The 18,575-nt window shown below is 56.0% G+C and carries 19 protein-coding genes and 1 riboswitch; of the genes, 6 read left to right on the top strand and 13 right to left on the bottom strand.

The features are described 5' to 3' along the window. Positions 1–32: 32 nt before the first annotated feature. The 6 genes from GGR91_RS02800 to GGR91_RS02775 all read right to left on the bottom strand — a co-directional run bounded on the left by GGR91_RS02800 (position 33) and on the right by GGR91_RS02775 (position 4,575). Positions 33–323 (bottom strand): hypothetical protein, encoded by a 291-nt coding sequence (locus tag GGR91_RS02800; RefSeq protein WP_183939845.1) that lies wholly within the window; start codon positions 321–323, stop codon positions 33–35. 75 nt (positions 324–398) lie between these two features. After that, entirely contained in the window at positions 399–1,085 is a 687-nt protein-coding gene (locus GGR91_RS02795) for a hypothetical protein (protein WP_183939843.1), read from the bottom strand. Between the two features lie 3 nt (positions 1,086–1,088). Beyond that, the gene (locus GGR91_RS02790; RefSeq protein ID WP_183939841.1) at positions 1,089–1,589 is read right to left on the bottom strand and encodes a hypothetical protein; all 501 of its coding nucleotides are present in this window, start codon (positions 1,587–1,589) and stop codon (positions 1,089–1,091) included. Between the two features lie 159 nt (positions 1,590–1,748). Beyond that, entirely contained in the window at positions 1,749–2,864 is a 1,116-nt protein-coding gene (locus GGR91_RS02785) for a COG3904 family protein (RefSeq protein WP_183939839.1), read from the bottom strand. A gap of 237 nt (positions 2,865–3,101) precedes the next feature. Then, entirely contained in the window at positions 3,102–4,325 is a 1,224-nt protein-coding gene (locus GGR91_RS02780) for an ATP-binding protein (protein WP_322788783.1), read from the bottom strand. A 103-nt stretch (positions 4,326–4,428) separates the two neighbouring features. After that, the gene (locus GGR91_RS02775) at positions 4,429–4,575 is read right to left on the bottom strand and encodes a hypothetical protein (RefSeq protein WP_183939835.1); all 147 of its coding nucleotides are present in this window, start codon (positions 4,573–4,575) and stop codon (positions 4,429–4,431) included. A gap of 257 nt (positions 4,576–4,832) precedes the next feature. Here GGR91_RS02775 and GGR91_RS02770 point away from each other — a divergent pair, with 257 nt between their 5' ends. Continuing rightward, the gene (locus tag GGR91_RS02770) at positions 4,833–5,801 is read left to right on the top strand and encodes a Stealth CR1 domain-containing protein (protein ID WP_221204203.1); all 969 of its coding nucleotides are present in this window, start codon (positions 4,833–4,835) and stop codon (positions 5,799–5,801) included. Positions 5,802–5,817: 16 nt separating this feature from the next. On the opposite strand, the gene thiC is transcribed toward GGR91_RS02770, so the two are convergent. Further along, positions 5,818–7,677 (bottom strand): phosphomethylpyrimidine synthase ThiC, encoded by a 1,860-nt coding sequence (gene thiC / locus GGR91_RS02765; RefSeq protein ID WP_183939833.1) that lies wholly within the window; start codon positions 7,675–7,677, stop codon positions 5,818–5,820. 29 nt (positions 7,678–7,706) lie between these two features. Beyond that, positions 7,707–7,812, bottom strand: a riboswitch (TPP riboswitch). Between the two features lie 194 nt (positions 7,813–8,006). Here thiC and GGR91_RS02760 point away from each other — a divergent pair. Then, positions 8,007–9,221 (top strand): cytochrome-c peroxidase, encoded by a 1,215-nt coding sequence (locus tag GGR91_RS02760; protein ID WP_183939831.1) that lies wholly within the window; start codon positions 8,007–8,009, stop codon positions 9,219–9,221. A 25-nt stretch (positions 9,222–9,246) separates the two neighbouring features. Here GGR91_RS02760 and GGR91_RS02755 read toward each other — a convergent pair whose 3' ends face one another. The 4 genes from GGR91_RS02755 to GGR91_RS02740 form a co-directional block, all read right to left on the bottom strand. Further along, positions 9,247–9,675: a hypothetical protein gene (locus GGR91_RS02755; RefSeq protein WP_183939829.1), complete on the bottom strand. Its 429-nt coding sequence runs from the start codon at positions 9,673–9,675 to the stop codon at positions 9,247–9,249. 101 nt (positions 9,676–9,776) lie between these two features. Next, positions 9,777–10,205 carry a DUF2141 domain-containing protein gene (locus GGR91_RS02750; protein ID WP_246337024.1) on the bottom strand — a complete coding sequence of 143 codons (429 nt, stop codon included), beginning with the start codon at positions 10,203–10,205 and terminating at the stop codon, positions 9,777–9,779. Then, entirely contained in the window at positions 10,162–10,905 is a 744-nt protein-coding gene (locus GGR91_RS02745) for a sterol desaturase family protein (RefSeq protein ID WP_183939825.1), read from the bottom strand. Before GGR91_RS02745 ends, GGR91_RS02750 begins: the two co-directional genes overlap by 44 nt. 21 nt (positions 10,906–10,926) lie before the next feature. Further along, a complete protein-coding gene (locus tag GGR91_RS02740; protein ID WP_183939824.1) occupies positions 10,927–11,988 on the bottom strand; it encodes an MBL fold metallo-hydrolase in 1,062 nt (353 codons plus the stop codon). Between the two features lie 160 nt (positions 11,989–12,148). On the opposite strand from GGR91_RS02740, the gene crtY reads away from it, so the two are divergent. Genes crtY through GGR91_RS02720 form a run of 4 tightly spaced genes read left to right on the top strand, consistent with a single transcriptional unit; the run spans position 12,149 to position 16,352 of the window. Next, on the top strand, positions 12,149–13,318 hold the full coding sequence (gene crtY, locus GGR91_RS02735; RefSeq protein WP_221204202.1) for a lycopene beta-cyclase CrtY: 1,170 nt from the start codon (positions 12,149–12,151) through the stop codon (positions 13,316–13,318). After that, positions 13,315–14,802: a phytoene desaturase gene (locus GGR91_RS02730; protein WP_183939822.1), complete on the top strand. Its 1,488-nt coding sequence runs from the start codon at positions 13,315–13,317 to the stop codon at positions 14,800–14,802. The genes crtY and GGR91_RS02730 overlap by 4 nt, the downstream gene beginning before the upstream one ends. Next, complete coding sequence (locus tag GGR91_RS02725; RefSeq protein WP_183939820.1) at positions 14,799–15,380, top strand: TIGR00730 family Rossman fold protein; 582 nt, start codon at positions 14,799–14,801, stop codon at positions 15,378–15,380. Before GGR91_RS02730 ends, GGR91_RS02725 begins: the two co-directional genes overlap by 4 nt. A 27-nt stretch (positions 15,381–15,407) precedes the next feature. Continuing rightward, on the top strand, positions 15,408–16,352 hold the full coding sequence (locus GGR91_RS02720) for a phytoene/squalene synthase family protein (protein WP_407698399.1): 945 nt from the start codon (positions 15,408–15,410) through the stop codon (positions 16,350–16,352). Positions 16,353–16,404: 52 nt separating this feature from the next. On the opposite strand, the gene GGR91_RS02715 is transcribed toward GGR91_RS02720, so the two are convergent. Together GGR91_RS02715 and GGR91_RS02710 are read right to left on the bottom strand one after the other, a co-directional pair. Beyond that, positions 16,405–17,205, bottom strand: coding sequence for an inositol monophosphatase family protein (locus GGR91_RS02715; protein ID WP_183939816.1), 801 nt, complete (start codon positions 17,203–17,205; stop codon positions 16,405–16,407). Then, positions 17,198–18,544 carry a TldD/PmbA family protein gene (locus tag GGR91_RS02710; RefSeq protein ID WP_183939814.1) on the bottom strand — a complete coding sequence of 449 codons (1,347 nt, stop codon included), beginning with the start codon at positions 18,542–18,544 and terminating at the stop codon, positions 17,198–17,200. Before GGR91_RS02710 ends, GGR91_RS02715 begins: the two co-directional genes overlap by 8 nt. Between the last annotated feature and the right edge of the window lie 31 nt (positions 18,545–18,575).

The following is an 18,575-nucleotide window of genomic DNA, read 5'->3' as shown; positions in this document are numbered from 1 at the left end:
CCGCCATTTTCGCCGGTGTTCAGCCGCCCGCTTTAGCCCAAAAGCCGTTTGCGGTTCGCGGCCACATGCTTGGCATAATGGTCAATACTGCCGCTGACCATGCTTTCGGGGGTAAGCCCGTGCTTGCCGGTCATCAGGTCCGCGCCAAGCGTCATGTTGGCCGCGACCTTTTCGCTCACCATCCGCTCCGCCTCGCGCACCGCATTTGGCCCGCCAAGCGCCAGACTGCCCAAGCGCGCCGCAATCACCATGTTGGATTCCGCCGCAAGCGCGAAGGCATCCATAGAAATGTCAAACCAGCTGGGATTTTTGGGCTTCGTCATGATGGTTCAACCTCTGTGGGTGATGATTAGGTCGCGCGCAACATAACGCGGATCGGGGGTTATGCCAGCCATTCCTCAACCACCAATCCGCGAAAGCCGCGTCCGGTTGCGCGTGATCCATTCGGCCTTGTCATCATCCTGAAAATCAATCTGCTTTATCGTTTCGATGCTGTCGCCATCGCGCGTGGTCGTCAGGCGCAGCATTGCGGGGCGGTCATCATCCTTCCCCAGCGCCTCTTCAACCATCGTCCAATGCGTTGCATCGGCGGGCGTGCCGTCAAATCGCACCGCATAGGTAAATATATCGACGCTGCGGCCCTTGCGAAATGTCCCCGCGGTCACCGTAGCTGCCGCCGGATCGAACAGCTCGATCGTGGTAATCCGCACATTCCCGACCTTTGGCCCATCGTCAAAGTCGGACTTTCGGATGATGGTCGCGCCGTCGCCCTGATCCTCAATCTGCGTGCTGACCGGAATGCCGAACCATTTGTTGGCGGTGTAATCCAGATATTCCAACTTCCCCGACCATGTCCCCGTCAATGCGGCGCGCGCGGCGGCGATATCCACTGGCGCAGGCTGGGCAAAGGCGGCGGCGGGGGTGACCGCAGCGGCAGCGAGGATGAGAAGCGAGGAAATGCGCCGCATGATATGTAAATCCTTATGGGGTTGATGGCCATGATGCCGAAAATCCATGGCCTTGGTATATAAAGCCATCGCAATATGGCGCACGCCAAAAGCGACAAAAGCCACCACGCCACGCATTTTTTATGTCTCCCTTGTCGCTTTAACCGCCTGCGCCTGCGCCGAAAGCGCCGCAGACAGGCGGGTCTTGGACAATAACGCCGCGTTCAAAACCTTGCGGTCGGGCGCATTCACAACCTCAACCGTCCCGCCGCGCATCACGCGCACCGTGGTGACGCCGTTAATCGCCTGATCCAGCGCGGTGTGAAATTGCAGGTCCGCGCCACAGGCAATCGCAATGTCCCACGCCTCGGCAAAGCCAGCCGCCCCTGCCCGTTCGCGCAAGCGATAGGCCGAAGCCCGCCCCATGCCCACCGCCCGCGCCGCCGGGCCAACCGCCCCCATGACCGACAAAGCGGTGATAAAACGCCGCTGCCGATCCGCGCTCCACCCATCGGCACGGCGGCGCTGCATCGGCACAGGGGCAAAGGCCAACAGATCGTCAAAATCCGCATCGGAACCAGCGTCAGGGTTTGGGGCGGCGTTTGGGGCGGGGTTTGGATCGGGCGGCGATGCATCTGTCATGTCCGCAACAGAAACATAAAGCGGACCATGTAGGAAAGTTGTTTTTTTGGGGAGCAAAACGGGGGCAAGCCATTGCGTGCCCCCGGCGCGGCGCGGTCAATATTTGGGGTATATGGTGAGTGTCACGGTAATTCCGGAATTTTGCGACAGCTCTCTGTATTACTTATCAAATGGGTCTGTTTTGCGCCGGGAAATAATCTGACTCTTTTGACATTTAATAATCTCGTCGAATGCGTTCTTACTTCCTTTAATTCTCAAATTCACAAGAAAGGAACCGTCATAATCAACACGCAAAGACTGAGATTTAACGAATTCCTGCCAGAATTTGTCGTCCGATATATTCATCCTCAGTCCAACTATGTTGCCTAGTTTGATCCCTGTAGCATTACCAGTCCAAGGTGTTTCTCCGTCGAATGTTAGAGAAAGCTGATATTTCTCATTCTCCTTGAGCGATTTCCACTCAGTTCCCGCGAGCAACGCATAACTCACTAAAGTGTCCGCCTGTTCGAATCCGACGCGGAAACCATATTTTCCATAGTCCGATAATGCAAAGCAACCCTCGTTCAAAGTGTGGTCCACGCGAATGGTCCATAGGCCCACATTTTTCCAAAGTGACACTTGTGGACTCGCAAGCTTAGCGGGAGGAGGCGTCGAAACCGTTCTAACAACGGGCGGGGGAACTGATTCTATAACGGGGTCAGATTCTGGCGTCGCCTTTATAACTTTGACATCGATACCGAGGCCCGAATAGTTGCGGGCTGTTAGCGAGTTCAAATTTTCAGGAGATGCCGATGTCGCAAAGAGAACGGTTTTCTCTGGCAAGTTGAGCAGTGTAAGATAGCGCCCTACCAAAGCATTCCCATAGCCTGACTCTAACTTCCTACCATCAGTATCTGTATAGGTTGCGTGAAACCCAACGCTTGCACCTTCATCTAACATACGCGGCGAGCCGGCGAGCCAGATCAAAGCACACGCGGAAACGCAAGTGTTGGAATCGCTTACATAGGTAGAATAGCCTTTTAGTCTAATAGACTCGCCGATTTTCAACGCAGAAATGGTGGCTCCGCCATTACTGTCGAGCAGCACCACAGCGTCATCAAAAACGGCCGCTATACGATTGAACCTTTTGTCGTCGTCGAGAGAAATCTCTCCAGATATAATAACAAAATTTATGCCATCATACTCTTTGGTCTCAATCTTTGCAGCATTTATGACCGACGGAGCAAATAACGCAACAAGACAGCTCGCCAATTTAAAAACGACTGAAACTCGCATGAGACATCTCCGATAGATCAAAAAAAACTTAATATTATCCTGTTTCCAAATGTTTAACACGGACTACTCTGGATCTGCCGACGTTTATGGCTGTGTGAATTAAATGCGCAGCTAAAATTAGGGTGGCAGGTTCAAATTACGTTGGGCTTTGCGGAAGGCTTGAAACGGTCCCCGGCGAGGCGCAGTCAATAATTAGCGTATATCGTACGTGTCACCGCAATTGAAATTCTGCCTGAACTACATCTGCAATGATATTCGACCGTCCGATTCCTTTTTTAACAGCGCCCTAATAGCCATCCTATACTTGGGAGAAACAAATCTCCAAGCATCAGCTTGCGGATTACGTGTAATTATTGGATTTGTTTCGTCCGCAAATCCAGATAAGATTTGCGCAATATTCAATGTGGCGCCTCCAACATCGAAGTGCTTTCTTAAAATGGCTTCAATGTCAGTATACTTAAAGTCCTCGAGTTTACACTGGCCAAGCGCATAGAGTGCTTGATTCTTTCGCCCTATCCGTGTGTCTCGCGCATTCATAGAGCCATGTATCGTAGCAATATCAGCTGACAGCGTATCATTCACCCACGTCTCGGTCGCTTTATCAAATACAGATTTGGAGATTTTACTATCGTTCCGATTGGCTTCCTGGGCAATCAAAAGACAAAGCTCTTGAATGTGCTGGGCAATCCGGTCTGTATTCCAAGCAATTTCATTGAATACTGATTCTTTATCTACATCATGATCAAAAACCAATCCTAGCTCATTCACAAAGCCCTGTTCCATTAACTGCGCAGCTTCGTCGGACGACATTCTTGCAACCTCTGGAATTTCAACGAGTCTATTTGCGACGGGTGCCGATTTGGACAGCTGTACGATAGTTTGTTTTAGGTTTGTGGGCGTGCCGACTATCACTAGCTGCACATCGTACTTTGCAAATGACTCATCATCGGCATTCAGTATGATGCCAGCCAGTTCTTGAATTAATTTAGAATTATCGACTATTGCCTCAAAATTATCGAAAATAATCGCGCACCTGTGATCGTTTCCGGCTCTACGTCTTACTTCTTCAACAAGATGATGAAACGGGCTTTTTGCCGCGTATGAAGTTGAAGTATCGAGACGGTGATCAACACCCACTCCCATCGGCCTGGCGCCTGCACTGGAAGCAGTGCCCTCAGAAATTTTCTGTTTTGAACCCCATTCTCCAAGTTTCACTAAGAATGCTTTGTCGAGGCTATCCGCACCCGACGCATTTCCCAAGTTAACTACCTCGTAAAAGACGTCTGCGTCAGCAAAAACTTTTTTAAACAGCCAAGTCTTTCCGTTCCCACTCTCACCATGGATTACAATGAACTTGTTTGAGGGAAACGCGTCAATAAGGCGAGTTTCCAGCTCAGCCCTACGCACATACATTGAGTTATTTACTTCAAATGACTTTGGCGTGAATACTTGATGCGGCACTTTTCCCAAATCTAATCCCCCAATACAAAATCGATTTCATGTAATAAATTGGTGTTCAAAAATGGAAATTTTACCTTCATTCCAACTTTTGGCGGCCTTTTAATCATGCTGCCCGATCACCAGCGCCCATATAGCGCGCGGCCGGGTTGTCCTCGCTTCGGGCGCCGGTCTCCGCACACATGGCGTCGGCAGCATCAGGAAGCATGATCGGCGCAATAAAAATTCCAAGAGAACGACGAATAATAGACAATTGCGCTCTCCTTATTTTATCATTTTGAACATCATTATTTTTAATGAAAAAATGTTTAATAAATTACGGTAATTATTCGTTAATTTTATCGATACTGTTCACTTGGACATAGAATGTCACAATCCGTTGCTACAACGGCCAAACGCACATGACCGTGACCGTCATCACGCCCCTCCCCATCCCCCAAAGATTTTACATTTCCCAAAACCGCTGCATAAACCTAAAGCGGCACAAACTTGGGCGTGACGTGTGGGTGAATGATAGAGGTCGATGCAGTCATTACGTGGGTCGACGGGGCGGACCCCGCGCATAAGGCACAACGGGATTTCTATTTGGCAGAGGCCAAGGCGGAGGCGGATGCTTTTGCGCGTGCGCCGCTCCACGATAATGGCACCAACCCCCATCGCTGGGTCTGCAGTGACGAGCTAAATTACTGCGTGCGTTCCATCGCCAACAATGCGCCGTGGGTGCGGCGGATATGGATCGTCACCGACAATCAAATTCCGCAAATCACGCAACTGCCGACCGAATTTGCGGCGAAGATCAGCATCGTTGACCATCGCGACATCTTTGACGGGGCCCATGATGCGTTGCCGACGTTCAATTCGCTGTCGATTGAAACCATGTTGTGGCGCATCCCCGGGCTGGCCGAACATTTCTTATATTTCAATGATGACGTCTTCCTGACCGCGCCGGTTACGCCGTCGGATTTCTTTGCCGGCGATGGCCCCGTGCTGCGCGGCAAATGGACCGACCATAGCGATCTGGCGGCCTGTGGCGCGAGCCGGGATGAGGCCAGCCTGCTGAACCATTTTAACCAGATTAACGCCGCGCAGATGATTGGCTATAGCGCCGACCATGTGTTCGAAAGCGCGCATGTCGTGCACCCGATGCAGCGTTCGGTGATGGCGGATTTATGTGTGACCTACGCGGCCGAATTTGCGCACAACGCCAGCTATCGCTTTCGCGACACCGCGCAGTTCCTGCCGCAAAGCCTGCATAACCATGCCTGCCTTGCCGATGGCAGCGCCGCGATATTGGACACGCGCGATTATCTGCATATTGCCGTCGGCGCGCATGGCCAATGGACCGCCGACGATGTCAGTGGCTATCTGCGCGGGGCGGAGCGTGACGCGATCAAGTTTCTGTGCGTCAACGACTTGCCAGAGGTAGAGCGCAGCTTCCCCGATGCACGTGTGTGGATCGAGGAAGCGATTGGCGGTTAGCCGCGCCGATTAAACCTTAATCATGCTCCCGATCGCCAGCGCCCATATAAAGCTCGCGGCCGGTTTCGTCATAGACCTTGCTCATTTGCGCCATGCCGGCCTCTGCCTCTTCCGTCGCGATGAACGCTTCGGCGGGCTGGTTCTGCAACCGCGCAAACTCCCGCACTTCTTGGCTGATCTTCATTGAGCAGAATTTTGGTCCGCACATGGAACAGAAATGCGCTGATTTTGCGCCTTCGGCGGGCAGCGTTTGGTCGTGATATTGCTCCGCCGTGTCGGGATCGAGGCTGAGGTTGAATTGGTCGCGCCAGCGGAATTCGAAGCGTGCCTTGCTGAGCGCATCGTCGCGGACTTGCGCGGCGGGGTGGCCCTTTGCAAGGTCAGCGGCATGTGCCGCAAGCTTATAGGTCACAACGCCAACCTTCACATCGTCACGGTCGGGCAGGCCCAAATGCTCCTTTGGCGTGACGTAGCAGAGCATCGCCGTGCCGTACCAACCGATCATCGCCGCGCCAATGCCGCTGGTGATATGGTCATAACCCGGCGCGATGTCGGTGGTGAGCGGTCCAAGTGTGTAGAACGGCGCTTCGCCGCACACCTCCAACTGCTTGGTCATATTCTCTTTAATCTTGTGCATCGGCACATGGCCGGGGCCTTCGATCATTACCTGCACGTCCGATTTCCACGCGCGATGGGTCAGCTCGCCCAGCGTATAGAGCTCGGCAAATTGCGCTTCGTCATTGGCGTCGGCAATCGATCCGGGGCGCAGGCCATCGCCCAACGAATAGGCAATGTCATAGGCCTTCATAATTTCGGTAATGTCGTCGAAATGTTCGTAGAGGAAGCTTTCCTTGTGATGCGCGAGGCACCATTTCGCCATGATGGAACCGCCGCGTGACACGATACCGGTCATGCGCTTTGCCGCGAGTGGAACGTAGGGAAGCCGCACGCCCGCGTGGATGGTGAAATAATCGACGCCCTGTTCGGCTTGCTCGATGAGGGTATCGCGGAAGATTTCCCATGTCAGGTCTTCGGCAACGCCGCCGACCTTTTCCAGCGCCTGATAAATCGGCACGGTGCCGATGGGAACGGGCGAATTGCGGATGATCCATTCGCGGGTGTCGTGAATGTTGCGGCCGGTCGACAGGTCCATAACGGTGTCCGCGCCCCAGCGGATGGACCAGACCATCTTGTCGACTTCCGTCGCGACGTCAGACGCGACCGCGCTGTTGCCGATATTGGCGTTGATCTTAACCAGGAAATTGCGGCCAATCGCCATCGGTTCGGATTCGGGGTGGTTGATATTGTTGGGAATGATCGCGCGGCCACGGGCGATTTCTTCGCGGACAAATTCGGGGGTGACGTAATCGGGGATGCTTGCGCCAAAGCTTTCGCCGTCGCGGATATATTCGGCCAGGCGCGCACGGCCCAGATTCTCACGCTCGGCAACATATTCCATTTCGGGCGTGATGATGCCGCGGCGGGCATAATGCATCTGGCTTACATTCATGCCGGGCTTTGCGCGCAGCACATGTTTGCGGACATTGGGGAATGGCGCGACGCCGCCGCTGCGGTCGGGGCCAAGCTGACCATTGTCTTCGGGGCGGACTTCGCGTTGCAGCACGTCCTCCACATCGCCGCGCGCACGGATCCAGCTGCTGCGGATTTCGGGCAGGCCCATGCTGATGTCGATGCGGGCGTCGCTGTCGGTATATGGCCCGCTGCTGTCATAGACGCGCACCGGCGGTTCGCCCGATGATGGCTCAAGATAGATTTCGCGCATGGCCACTTTGCGGTCACCGACATAGATTTTCTTCGATCCACGGATCGGGCCAGTGGTGACGCCAATTTCGGTGCGTGCGGGGATGTCTGCCATGTCTCTCACTCCATTTGGGGGAGGAGACGCCATGAACAGCGGACCCTCCCTACACCGGTATCAGCCGGATCAGGTTCAGCGGGTCGGATGGCGTTACCCATCCCTCTCAGTCACACGACTCCCCGGGGATGAGGACGTAATAGGCGCGCGAAGCGTATCAGTCCAGCAGGATGAATATCGCGACGGCAATGATGCACGACAAAATGGTGCGGGTAATCCGCCAACGTCATTATTGTTCAAACATTGTTCATAAAATCAAATACAAACAAGCATTGACGCTGATACGGCTCGGTGTTCTACGTTCTTTAAAATATACAAAGGGTTGAGATATGCGAAAGATTATTCCAACCGCTTTGGGGATCGTTTTTCCGATCAGCCTAGTGCTGACTGGCTGTGGCGGGGATACGACCACCAGTGGGGCAACGCCTCCTGTCACGGTCGCGGTAACGCCCACTACTCCGCCGCCCCCGCCGCCGGTATCTGGGATAGTTGACTTCACAACCATCGATGTCAGCAGGCTCGACAATTACGCAAACCCCGTCTTACCCGCTTATTACGATGCCACCGTCGCGCCATTGGACAACACACCGAACAACAATCCGGTGAGCGACTGGGTGGCAACGCTTGGCCGGGTGCTGTTTTACGACAAAAGATTGAGCGTAAACGATACGACGGCATGTGCGTCCTGCCATCAACAGGCCAATGGATTTGATGACCCTAGACGATTTAGCACCGGCTTTTCGGGCACAGCTTTTACCAGCGCCCACGCCATGCGGCTGGGCAACATCAAATATTATCGCCCTGGCACCATGTTCTGGGACAAACGGGCGGCCTCGTTGGAATTGCAAGTCACCCAGCCCATTACCCACCCCATCGAAATGGGCTTTGACAGCGCGCATGGCGGGATAAACGCCTTGCTCACCAAGTTGGCGGCATCAACCTATTATCCGGACCTGTTCACGCTCGCCTTCGGCAATGCCGCGATCACCGAGGCGAGAATTCAGCAGGCATTGGCCCAGTTCGCCCGATCGATGATTTCCTCCGCCAGCCGTTGGGACACAGCATATGCGCAGGTGTTTAGTGCCACCGCACAGAACCGGAACCTCAATGCGCCGTTGCCCGGATTTTCGGCATCAGAGGAATTGGGGCATCAATTGTTTATGACTGGCCCGGGTCAAGGCGGGGCCGGTTGTGCGGCGTGTCATCAACCGCCAACATTTGGATTGGCCGCCAATTCGCTCAGCAATGGGTTGGACGCAAACGAAACGGTCATATTCAAATCACCGTCGCTGAAGAATGTTGGACTATCGAGAGCGTTCATGCACGACGGAAGATTTTCGACACTTGAGCAAGTGATAGAGCATTACAACAGCGGTATCCAAAATGGTCCGGCATTGGACAATAGGCTAAAAACACCAGGCGGAGCACCGTTGCGGTTGAACCTCACGGCGAATGAAAAGGCCGCTTTAGTGGCATTCCTGCTCACACTAAACGACGGCAGCCTGACCACCGACGCAAAATTCAGCGACCCGTTTAAGAAGTGATGCCGGGCAACTGCAATTTAGCGCGCTAAGCCGCAGCAACATCCGATTGCAGCGCCCTCCAGAATATGGGCGAATTTGCAAGGTGTAGGAATTTTTCCGCAAGCCCCGGTTCAAGGGTTTTGCCGCTCGCTTGCATGACGGCGGCCATTGCGGCCTGTGGCCCGTCTTTCGACGCGACATCGTCGGCCAATGTTGCGACCGCAAGGATGTGGATCGCCAGCTGATCGGTTTCATTGCGCGGTGCGGCGGGTTCAAGGCCGCTTTGCAATATCCGCATCCAGATACGGTGGTGCAGGGCATCAAGCTGGGCGGCTTCAACGTCGATCAGTTGCGCCAGCTTCGATCCAATCCAGCTCAAGCGCGCCTCACGCGTGCGTGCGCGCGGCGCATCGGCGGCGGTTGCGGACGCAGGTTGCGGGGAACTGGAGGTAAACTGGTCGTGCGACGGAATCATATTGGGTGCCCTATTTGCAGAGAAGCCCATTATGACCCGCACATGATTTCCAACTCGTTAAGGCATGTCAGAAAGTTCCGCCGCAGCGCACGACCGGGCCGTTACAGCATATATTTCATCTTTACCCGCTGGGTGACGGCGGCGGTATCAACCTCAAACGCTGCGGCCTTAAACTTGGGCGGGCCCGCGACAATCACCGGATTGCGGGAAAAGCCAAAGCCTTCTTTGGGCAAGAAAATGGCCATATCCATTTTGTTGTTGGCATTTTCATCATGCACCAACGCGACCGCATATGTGCCCTTTGCGATACCCGTAAAAGATACATTTGCGGCATCGCGCGCGGATATACTGGTCTTCAAACCTTTTGGATCCTTGCCGCAATCGGGGAAGAAGCGCGGATTGGCGGTCACGCAGACAAGCACATTGCCCTTCATACTGCGCAAGCCGGAGATGTTTATATCAATCGTCGCGGTTGCGGGCGCGGCTTCAACTGCGCCGCTTAAGGTTGCGATCCCAATGGCCGAGACCAAGGTCAGTGCCGCACATTTTATCCCAAAACCTGAAATATAGCCCATAATTCCCCCGATATGCGTCGTGATGTTTTTGATGATGCGTCGCTGTTATCAGCCACTGCCCTAATGTGCCGTTGACGATGAATTTCGGGAAACATTCCCAGCCCATATGGTTGGTAACGCCCATGATTGTCATCACCGATAGCACGACGCCCAAAGACGCAACATGAATGGGAATGACGAATACCAAAAACGGTATAACGAACGCGCCCGACAATGCCTCCCACGGATGGAAGGACATGGCCGCCCATGCGGTCGGCGGGCGGCTTTCATGATGGACAGCGTGCGCGGCCTTGAACCAAAACGGGCGGTGCATCAGCCGGTGTGTCCAATAGAACCATGTGTCGTGCGCAAACAGATATAGGAACACCGACAGCGGCAGATACCAAAAAGGGTAATCGCCGGCATCGCGGTAAATCAACGTCCAGCCGAGATTATCCCATCCCCAAGCGACGACACCTGCAGGAATGCCATAAATCGCGGCACTGGCGAGGCTCCAGCCGATTTCGCGGCGGATTTGTTGGTCAAGGCCCCGATAAAGGCCCGGCTCGCGCAATTTCGTCGCCCATGCAAAAGCACCGCTGACGACCAGATAGCGAACGCCAACAATCGCCGTCATCGCCAGTGTTGATAAAAGCAAGATTAGCCATGAGCTCATCTGCCGCCTTTAGCCCTTATGCTATCGGTTTAGCAAATTGCGCGTTTCGAAATCGCCGGGACCGGAAATGCTGATTAAGTCGCCATCATGCATGACCTTAATTGGCCCCTTATACCGGCTGGCGGCATCACCAATCAGCGCGAATTCGAAAGGCTTCGGCACCGACGGGACGATATGCGTGAATGCCAACATGCCCGCGCCGGACGCCTTTGCCACATCGGCGGCTTGTTCGGGGCTGATATGGTAATTCTGGATATCATCGAAGATTTTGGCCCGGTTTATCATGCCCGCCTTTTGCGCGCTGCTGGCGAGGATATCGACCATGCGCGGGGACAGCAGTTCGCTGACGTACAAATCCGAACCCTTGGCTGCTTTGGCAAGCGCAGGCGTGAACGCAGTGTCACCCGATATCGTGACGCTGCGGCCCTTATAATCGACGCGATAGCCAAAGGCGGGCTTGATCGGATCATGGTCTACCGCAAACGCGGTAATGCGCACGTCATTGGCATCATAGACCACGCCCGGCTGGATCGCCTTGCCCGTCATGCCAAAACCCGATGGCGGCACGACGGCGGTGCCATGGTGGGCAATGCGGTAGGTTGAATCAATCCGGTACGCCGCATTCAGCCCATCGGTGATTTCGGTGACGCCTTCAGGGCCAGACACAGGCAGCGGTGTTTTCGCGCTCGTCCCTGCCCAACGCTGCAGCGTGAAGGGGCCAAGGCCTTCGAAATGGTCGCTGTGTAAATGCGTCAGCCACACGCCTTCAATCTTATCGAGCGGCATCCCCATGAGGGATAGGGTTTTGCCCGAGCCTTCACCCATGTCGAATATGAACAACCGGCCACCGGCGATCACAACGGTACACGCGGCAGCGCGGTCACGGTTTGGCAGGGGCGAACCCGTGCCGCAAAATCCGACATGCAGGGCATTTGCGGGCAATTCCGCCATGACATTGCGCGACATCGCACTGTCGGCAGCCAGCGCGATCAGCGCCATCGCCAGTGCGTCACGTTTTAGATATGCCGCACCGCCCGCAACGACCAGCCCGCCAAGGACAGCCAAAAGCCATTTCTTCCGCATGATAATTTCTCCCATTTGACGACGTACGTACGCGTTTTTGATACCCTTAGCATATAGGAAAATGATGCCGACGTCGGTGCGCGGCCCAGTCGCTGCACATAAAGCTGTGCATTACCTTGGCAGAAGCCTTCCCCTTGTAAAATGGCTGCGCTAGGGCCGGATGGTGATACGCGAAAATATCAAATGCGATTTGGCTATTGTCGGCGGCGGTCTTGCAGGCGGGCTCATCGCGCTCGCCCTTGCAAAAATGCGGCCCGAATTGAAAATCGTCCTGATTGAACAAGGCGACAGCTTTGGCGGCAACCATATTTGGAGCTTTTTTGCGAGCGACATATTGCCCGAGCATCGTTGGCTGACTGCGCCATTGGTGACCTATGGCTGGTCGGGTTATGACGTCAAATTCCCCGCACACAGCCGCACGCTCGACAATATTTATTACACGATTGAGTCCGAACGGCTCGACTGGGTGCTGCGCAAGAACCTGCCGGCATCATCCTTGATGCTTGGCCGTGAAGTAAAGGCGGTCTCGCCTAGGCTTGTGGTTCTCGACGGCGCGCAGCGTATTAACGCCGGCGGCGTGATTGACGCGCGGGGCGCGGGCGACCTGAACCATCTCGATTGCGGCTGGCAGAAATTTACCGGCCAGCTGATGCAATTGTCGGAGCCCCACAATCTTACAAAACCCATCGTCATGGACGCCACGGTGGACCAGCATGATGGCTATCGCTTTGTCTATGTCCTGCCCTTTGGGATGGACAAGCTGTTTATCGAAGACACCTATTACAGCGACAAGCCCGATTTGGACCCCCGCATCCTGCGTCAACGGATTGCGGCTTATGCGGATGAACAAGGCTGGAAAGTCGAGCGCGTCCTGCGCGAAGAAAATGGCGTCCTGCCCGTCGTGATGGGCGGCGATCTGGAAAGCTATTGGGCAAGCGGCAGTGGCCGCACGGCAAAGGCCGGCGCGCGCGGTGCATTTTTTCAGCCGGTGACCAGCTATTCACTGCCCGACGCCGTGCGCAACGCCATTTTCATTGCAGAGCAGCCCGATCTTGACGGCGACAAGCTCAATCTTGTTCTGCGCCAGCGTGCGCAGGACCATTGGAACAAGGGCAGATTTTTCCGGATACTCAACCGGATGCTGTTCCGCGGCGCCGAAGGCCGCGACCGATATAAAATATTAGAACGTTTCTACAGGCTAAAACCCGGATTGATTGAACGCTTTTATGCTGGGAATAGCAGCAATAGTGATAAGGCGCGCATCCTGATTGGCAAGCCGCCCATTCCCATAGGGAAAGCCATCACCGCAATCCGGAGCAAGAAGAAATGACGAAGACAGCAGCGATTATTGGTGCCGGATTTGGCGGCCTTGCGCTTGCAATGCGGCTTCAATCTGCAGGCATCTCCACGACGATTATCGAAGCGCGCGATAAGCCCGGCGGCCGCGGCTATTATTGGGAAAAGGACGGCTTTACCTTTGACGGTGGGCCAACGGTCATCACCGACCCGCCATGTCTGGAAGAATTATGGTCGCTGTCCGGCCATAAAATGTCGGACGACGTGGAATTGATGCCCGTGTTCCCGTTCTACCGGTTGAACTGGCCCGATGGCACGAACTTCGATTATTCAAATGACGCACCCGGCCTGAAAGCCGAAATCGAAAAGCTGAACCCCGACGATGTTGAGGGCTATCGCAAGTTCCTCGAATATTCGAAGGGTGTGTTCAAAGAGGGCTACCAAAAACTCGGTTCCGTCGCGTTCCTCGACTTCGCATCGATGATCAAGGCGGCGCCAGCTTTGATGAAATATCAGGCATGGCGCTCGGTTTATTCGATCGTTTCGTCTTATGTGAAAGACGAAAAGCTGCGCGAAGCTTTGTCATTCCACACATTGCTCGTGGGCGGAAACCCGATGAGCACCAGCGCGATCTACGCGCTCATCCACACCATCGAAAAAGAGGGTGGGGTCTGGTTTGCCAAGGGCGGCACCAACCGGCTTGTCGCCGCAATGGTAACGCATTTTGAGCGGCTCGGCGGAACGATCCGCCTGGGTGATCCCGTCGAAGAAATCGAAACACGCGGTGACAAGGTCATTGGCGTGCGTACCAAATCAGGCTGGCGTATGGACTGCGACATGGCGGCGTCCAATGGCGACCTGATGCACACCTACAAGGATTTGTTGACCAGCAACAAACGCGGCGAACGCGCAACCAAATCGCTGCGGTGCAAAAGCTGGTCACCATCGCTTTTTGTTCTGCACCTTGGCATTAAGGGCACATGGCCGGGCATTCCGCACCATATGATCCTGTTTGGCCCACGCTACAAAGGCCTGCTGGACGACATTTACAAAAACGGCGTCCTGCCGCAGGATTTCTCGCTATATCTGCACCATCCAACCGTCACGGACCCAAGCCTTGCGCCCGAAGGTTGCTCGACATTTTATGTCCTCGCGCCTGTTGCGCATATGGGCAAAGCACCGCTCGATTGGGATGGCGATGTGGGTGAAGCGTTGAAGGAACGGATTTTGGATGAGCTTGAACGCCGCCTGATCCCCGACATCCGCAGCCGGATCATGACGCAGTTCCATTACACACCGGCCGATTTCGGCCGCGACCTTTCGGCGCATTTGGGCAGCGCGTTCAGCCTTGAACCCGTTTTGTGGCAGTCGGCCTATATGCGTGCGCACAACCGCGATGATGCGATACATAATCTGTATTTCGTTGGCGCAGGTACGCACCCCGGCGCTGGCATTCCCGGCGTTGTCGGCAGCGCAAAGGCAACGGCTGCATTAATGCTGGAGGATGCACATAAGTGAAACGGCTCGCGGTCTATTGCGGTTCGGCAACGCCCGATAACCCCATTTATATCGAAGCTGCACGCAGCGTCGGAAAGATGCTGGCGGAACGCGGCATTGGCGTTGTCTATGGCGGCGGCCGGTTGGGGCTGATGGGGGCGGTGGCCGACAGCGCGCTTGCGGCAGGCGGCGAAGTGATTGGCATCATCCCCGAAGCACTGGTCGGCGCTGAAGTCGCGCACAAGGGCTGCACCGAACTGCATGTCGTTTCGGGTATGCACGAACGCAAGGCGCGCTTTACCGAGCTGTCCGACGGCTTCATCACCATTCCCGGCGGTGTCGGGACGATGGACGAATTGTGGGAAGCGATCAGCTGGTCACAGCTTGGCTATCATCAAAAACCCGTCGGCGTTTTGAACATTGCGGGTTTTTATGATCAGCTTATCGCGTTCAACCAGAATATGATCGATGTCGGCTTTATCCGGCCGCAACATGCGGGAATCATGATCGTTGATGACACGCTGGACGGCTTGCTGGACAAAATGGCCGCCTATGTGCCGCACAAGACCATCTTTCAGATGAAAGCAGACGATTTGTGAACCACGCCCATATCAGCCCTTGCACAGATTTTTGCCGTGGCTGAATTTGATCGCCCTGCCCTTGTTCAATTTGCGCAGGACAGCATATCGCGGGGTTCAAAGTCCTTCCGTTTCGCCAGCCGGTTGTTTGACCGCATAACGCGGGAGCGGGTTTGGCTGTTGTATGCGTGGTGCCGCAAATGCGATGATATGGCCGATGGTCAAGACCATGGCGGCGCGATGGCGGCGGTCACCGACCCTCAGGAAAGCCTTGCCGCCATTCGCACGCTCACCGCAACAGCGCTGGCGGGCATGCCCTCAGGTGAGCCTGCGTTTGACTGCCTGGGCGTTGTCGCGCGGGAATGTGGCATTACAGCGCGCATGGCAGAGGATGTGATCGAAGGCTTCGCGCTGGATGCCGCCGACTGGCACCCCCGCCGCGAAAGCGACCTGTACCAATATTGCTACCATGTTGCGGGCGCCGTGGGCGTGATGATGGCCGTGGTGATGGGCGTTCCGGCGGATGATGACGCCACGCTCGACCGCGCCTGCGACCTTGGCCTCGCCTTTCAACTCGCCAACATTGCGCGGGATATTGCGGAAGATGACGCCGCCGGACGTTGCTATTTGCCCGATGATTGGCTGGCGATGCTCGATATCGGGCCGGGTGAGCATATGAAGCCGCATAACCGCAAAAAACTGGCGCTGATGGGCCGTTGGCTGGCGGACGAGGCCGAGCAATATGAAGCGTCGGCACGTGTCGGCGCGGCGCATCTGCCGCTGCGCGCACGCTGGGCCGTGCTATCCGCCGCAGGGATTTATGGCGAAATCGCGCGCAAAGTCCGCGCCGCCGATAGCCACGCGTGGGACCAAAGGATTTTCACCAGCCGGCCTGAAAAGTTTCGCTGGGTGCGCAAGGCATTTGTCGATGCTGTTGCGAACAACCCGCGTGATATGGACCGCGACGCTTTGTGGACGCGGGCGAGGGTTTAGCGCCGAAGGATTCGTGGCGCTGAAGTGGTCTCAACGCGCCATCTGCCCAAAGTCAGGACGCAGCTAACAACCGCGCCGCGCGCCCCGACAAGCGCTCCACCGCAGCCGCATGTATCCCCGGCGCGCAGCAGATCAGGCCGAAATCCAACGGCTTGCGCTTATTATATAAAATCGGTCCGCCAAGCGCATCGGTCACGACTGCGCCCGCTTCCTGCGCGACGAGATGCGCAGCGGCGATGTCCCATTCATTGCCCCAGCGCAGCGTTGCGACCAAATCGGCGCGGTCACAGGCGACCATCGTCATCCGCATTGCGATGCTGTTGGGCTTGGTCACCGTCACAAGGTCCACATCCAGCCGTGGCAATTCGTCGGCGGGCACGCGTGATCCGGTGAAATCCAATCGCGTGCTGCCCGACAGCGGCGCATTGTTGCACGTCACGCCTTCGCCCCGTGCAGCGACCCAGATTTTGTCTTCAGCCGGAGCGGCCATCACCGCAAAGATCGGAATGCCATCGGCCACCAAGGCAACCGACACGCACCATCCGCTGCGTCCGCGCACATAATCGCGGGTGCCGTCAATGGGGTCGACCAGCCACAACAGCCGCGCATCCAGCCGCTTTGGGTCATCCAGCGTCTCTTCGGACAACCATGCCGCCTCGGGCAAAATCGCTTGCAAACGCGTGGCCAGCAACGCGTCGACGGCCATGTCGATTTCGCTCACGAAATTGTCGCGGCTCTTTTCCCACACCTTGGCATCGGGCACTGCGCCGTCGCGCCAGCTGGCAAACGCCAATGCCGCAGCTTCCTGCGTGGCTGCGATGACGGCGTCTCTATCAAGCTGGCGTTCAGGCACCTGCGATCATCATGCCGTCGATCCGCAAGGTGGGCACATTAATGCTGCGGATCCATTCCAGATCGTTCGCGGCGGTCATCGCGGCAAACATATCCTTCAAATTGCCGGCAATGGTAAATTCGCTCACGGGTCCGGCAATTTCGCCATTGATGATCAGGAAACCGGCGGCACCGCGGCTATAATCGCCCGTCACAGGATTAACGCCCTGCCCAGCCAGTTCATGCACGTAAACGCCATGTTTGATGTCCGCGATCAGTTCGGCAACGCTGACACTGCCGCCTTCCAAATGCACGTTCGATGGGCTGACGCCGGGGGCTCCGCTCACACCGCGGCTCGCATGGCCGGTGGGTTCCAATCCCAATTGCCGCGCCGATGCGCTTTCCATCAACCAGCCGGTCAAAACGCCCTTTTCAATGATCGCACGGCGCGCGGTGGGCAGGCCTTCGCCATCAAAGGCGCGCGACCCAAGCCCGCGCGGCACATGCGGATTGTCGATGATTGATATGCCGCTGTCGAACAATTGCGCGCCGAGCGATTCCAGCAGGAAGCTTGTTTTGCGGGCAATGGCCGAGCCGCTAATCCCACCCAGCAAATGCCCGACAAAAGAACTGCCAACGCGCGGGTCAAAGACCACGGGCATCTGTCCGCTTTTGATGGTGCCGGGGTTCAACCGCTTGACGGCGCGTTCACCGGCACGCGTGCCGACGCTGGCGGGGCTGGCGAGATCGGCAAGATGCCGGGCCGAGCGCCAGTCATAATCGCGTTCCTTGGCATCGCCATCGCCCGATAGCACGCTGGCCGATATGCCATAGCCTGATCCCGATTTCACGCCTGCAAAGCCATGGCTGGTGGCCAGCGCAAAGATCGAGCGCGACGCACTTGCGCCAGCGCCTTCGCTGTTGGTGACGCCGGGAACGGCGCGTGCGGCATCTTCGCATTCAAGCGCTGCTGCGCGAAGCTGTGCAGGATCGGGGTCTTGGCCATCATCGCCGTCGAAGTCCGGAATTGCGCCCGTGAGCAGCCGGTCGTGCGGCGCAAGGCCCGCATATTGGTCTTCGGGTGCTTCTTTCGCCATGTCGATCGCGCGCGCAACTAGGCCGGCCAGAATATCGGGGTTCATGTTGGACGATGAAATCGTTGCCGACCGCTGGCCGACAAAAACCCGCAAGCCAATGTCTTCGCCTTCGGATCGGGCCACATCCTCTAACTGGCCCAGCCGCACCTGAACGTCCGTAGATGCGTCACACACATATACGGCATCGGCGGCATCGGCGCCGGCTTTAATGGCTTGGGAAACGAGATTGTGCGCGCGATCAAGCGCTTCTTGAGGTTTAAGCATGATTCCCGCTTAGGCGCGGGCCGTTACAGCG

The sequence above is a fragment of the Sphingorhabdus rigui genome, from assembly GCF_014196595.1.
Taxonomy (GTDB): Bacteria; Pseudomonadota; Alphaproteobacteria; order Sphingomonadales; family Sphingomonadaceae; genus Sphingorhabdus_B; species Sphingorhabdus_B rigui.
Note: the sequence above shows the minus strand (reverse complement) of the source record. Positions and strands in the feature narration are given on the sequence as shown.

Excerpts from the sequence above, each read along its gene's own strand:
- GGR91_RS02800 (WP_183939845.1), bottom strand. The coding sequence starts at position 323 with ATGACGAAGCCCAAAAATCCCAGCTGGTTTGACATTTCTATGGATGCC.
- GGR91_RS02795 (WP_183939843.1), bottom strand. The coding sequence starts at position 1,085 with ATGCGTGGCGTGGTGGCTTTTGTCGCTTTTGGCGTGCGCCATATTGCG.
- GGR91_RS02790 (WP_183939841.1), bottom strand. The coding sequence starts at position 1,589 with ATGACAGATGCATCGCCGCCCGATCCAAACCCCGCCCCAAACGCCGCC.
- GGR91_RS02785 (WP_183939839.1), bottom strand. The coding sequence starts at position 2,864 with ATGCGAGTTTCAGTCGTTTTTAAATTGGCGAGCTGTCTTGTTGCGTTA.
- GGR91_RS02770 (WP_221204203.1), top strand. The coding sequence starts at position 4,833 with ATGATAGAGGTCGATGCAGTCATTACGTGGGTCGACGGGGCGGACCCC.
- thiC (WP_183939833.1), bottom strand. The coding sequence starts at position 7,677 with ATGGCAGACATCCCCGCACGCACCGAAATTGGCGTCACCACTGGCCCG.
- GGR91_RS02760 (WP_183939831.1), top strand. The coding sequence starts at position 8,007 with ATGCGAAAGATTATTCCAACCGCTTTGGGGATCGTTTTTCCGATCAGC.
- GGR91_RS02755 (WP_183939829.1), bottom strand. The coding sequence starts at position 9,675 with ATGATTCCGTCGCACGACCAGTTTACCTCCAGTTCCCCGCAACCTGCG.
- GGR91_RS02745 (WP_183939825.1), bottom strand. The coding sequence starts at position 10,905 with ATGAGCTCATGGCTAATCTTGCTTTTATCAACACTGGCGATGACGGCG.
- GGR91_RS02740 (WP_183939824.1), bottom strand. The coding sequence starts at position 11,988 with ATGCGGAAGAAATGGCTTTTGGCTGTCCTTGGCGGGCTGGTCGTTGCG.
- crtY (WP_221204202.1), top strand. The coding sequence starts at position 12,149 with ATGGTGATACGCGAAAATATCAAATGCGATTTGGCTATTGTCGGCGGC.
- GGR91_RS02730 (WP_183939822.1), top strand. The coding sequence starts at position 13,315 with ATGACGAAGACAGCAGCGATTATTGGTGCCGGATTTGGCGGCCTTGCG.
- GGR91_RS02710 (WP_183939814.1), bottom strand. The coding sequence starts at position 18,544 with ATGCTTAAACCTCAAGAAGCGCTTGATCGCGCGCACAATCTCGTTTCC.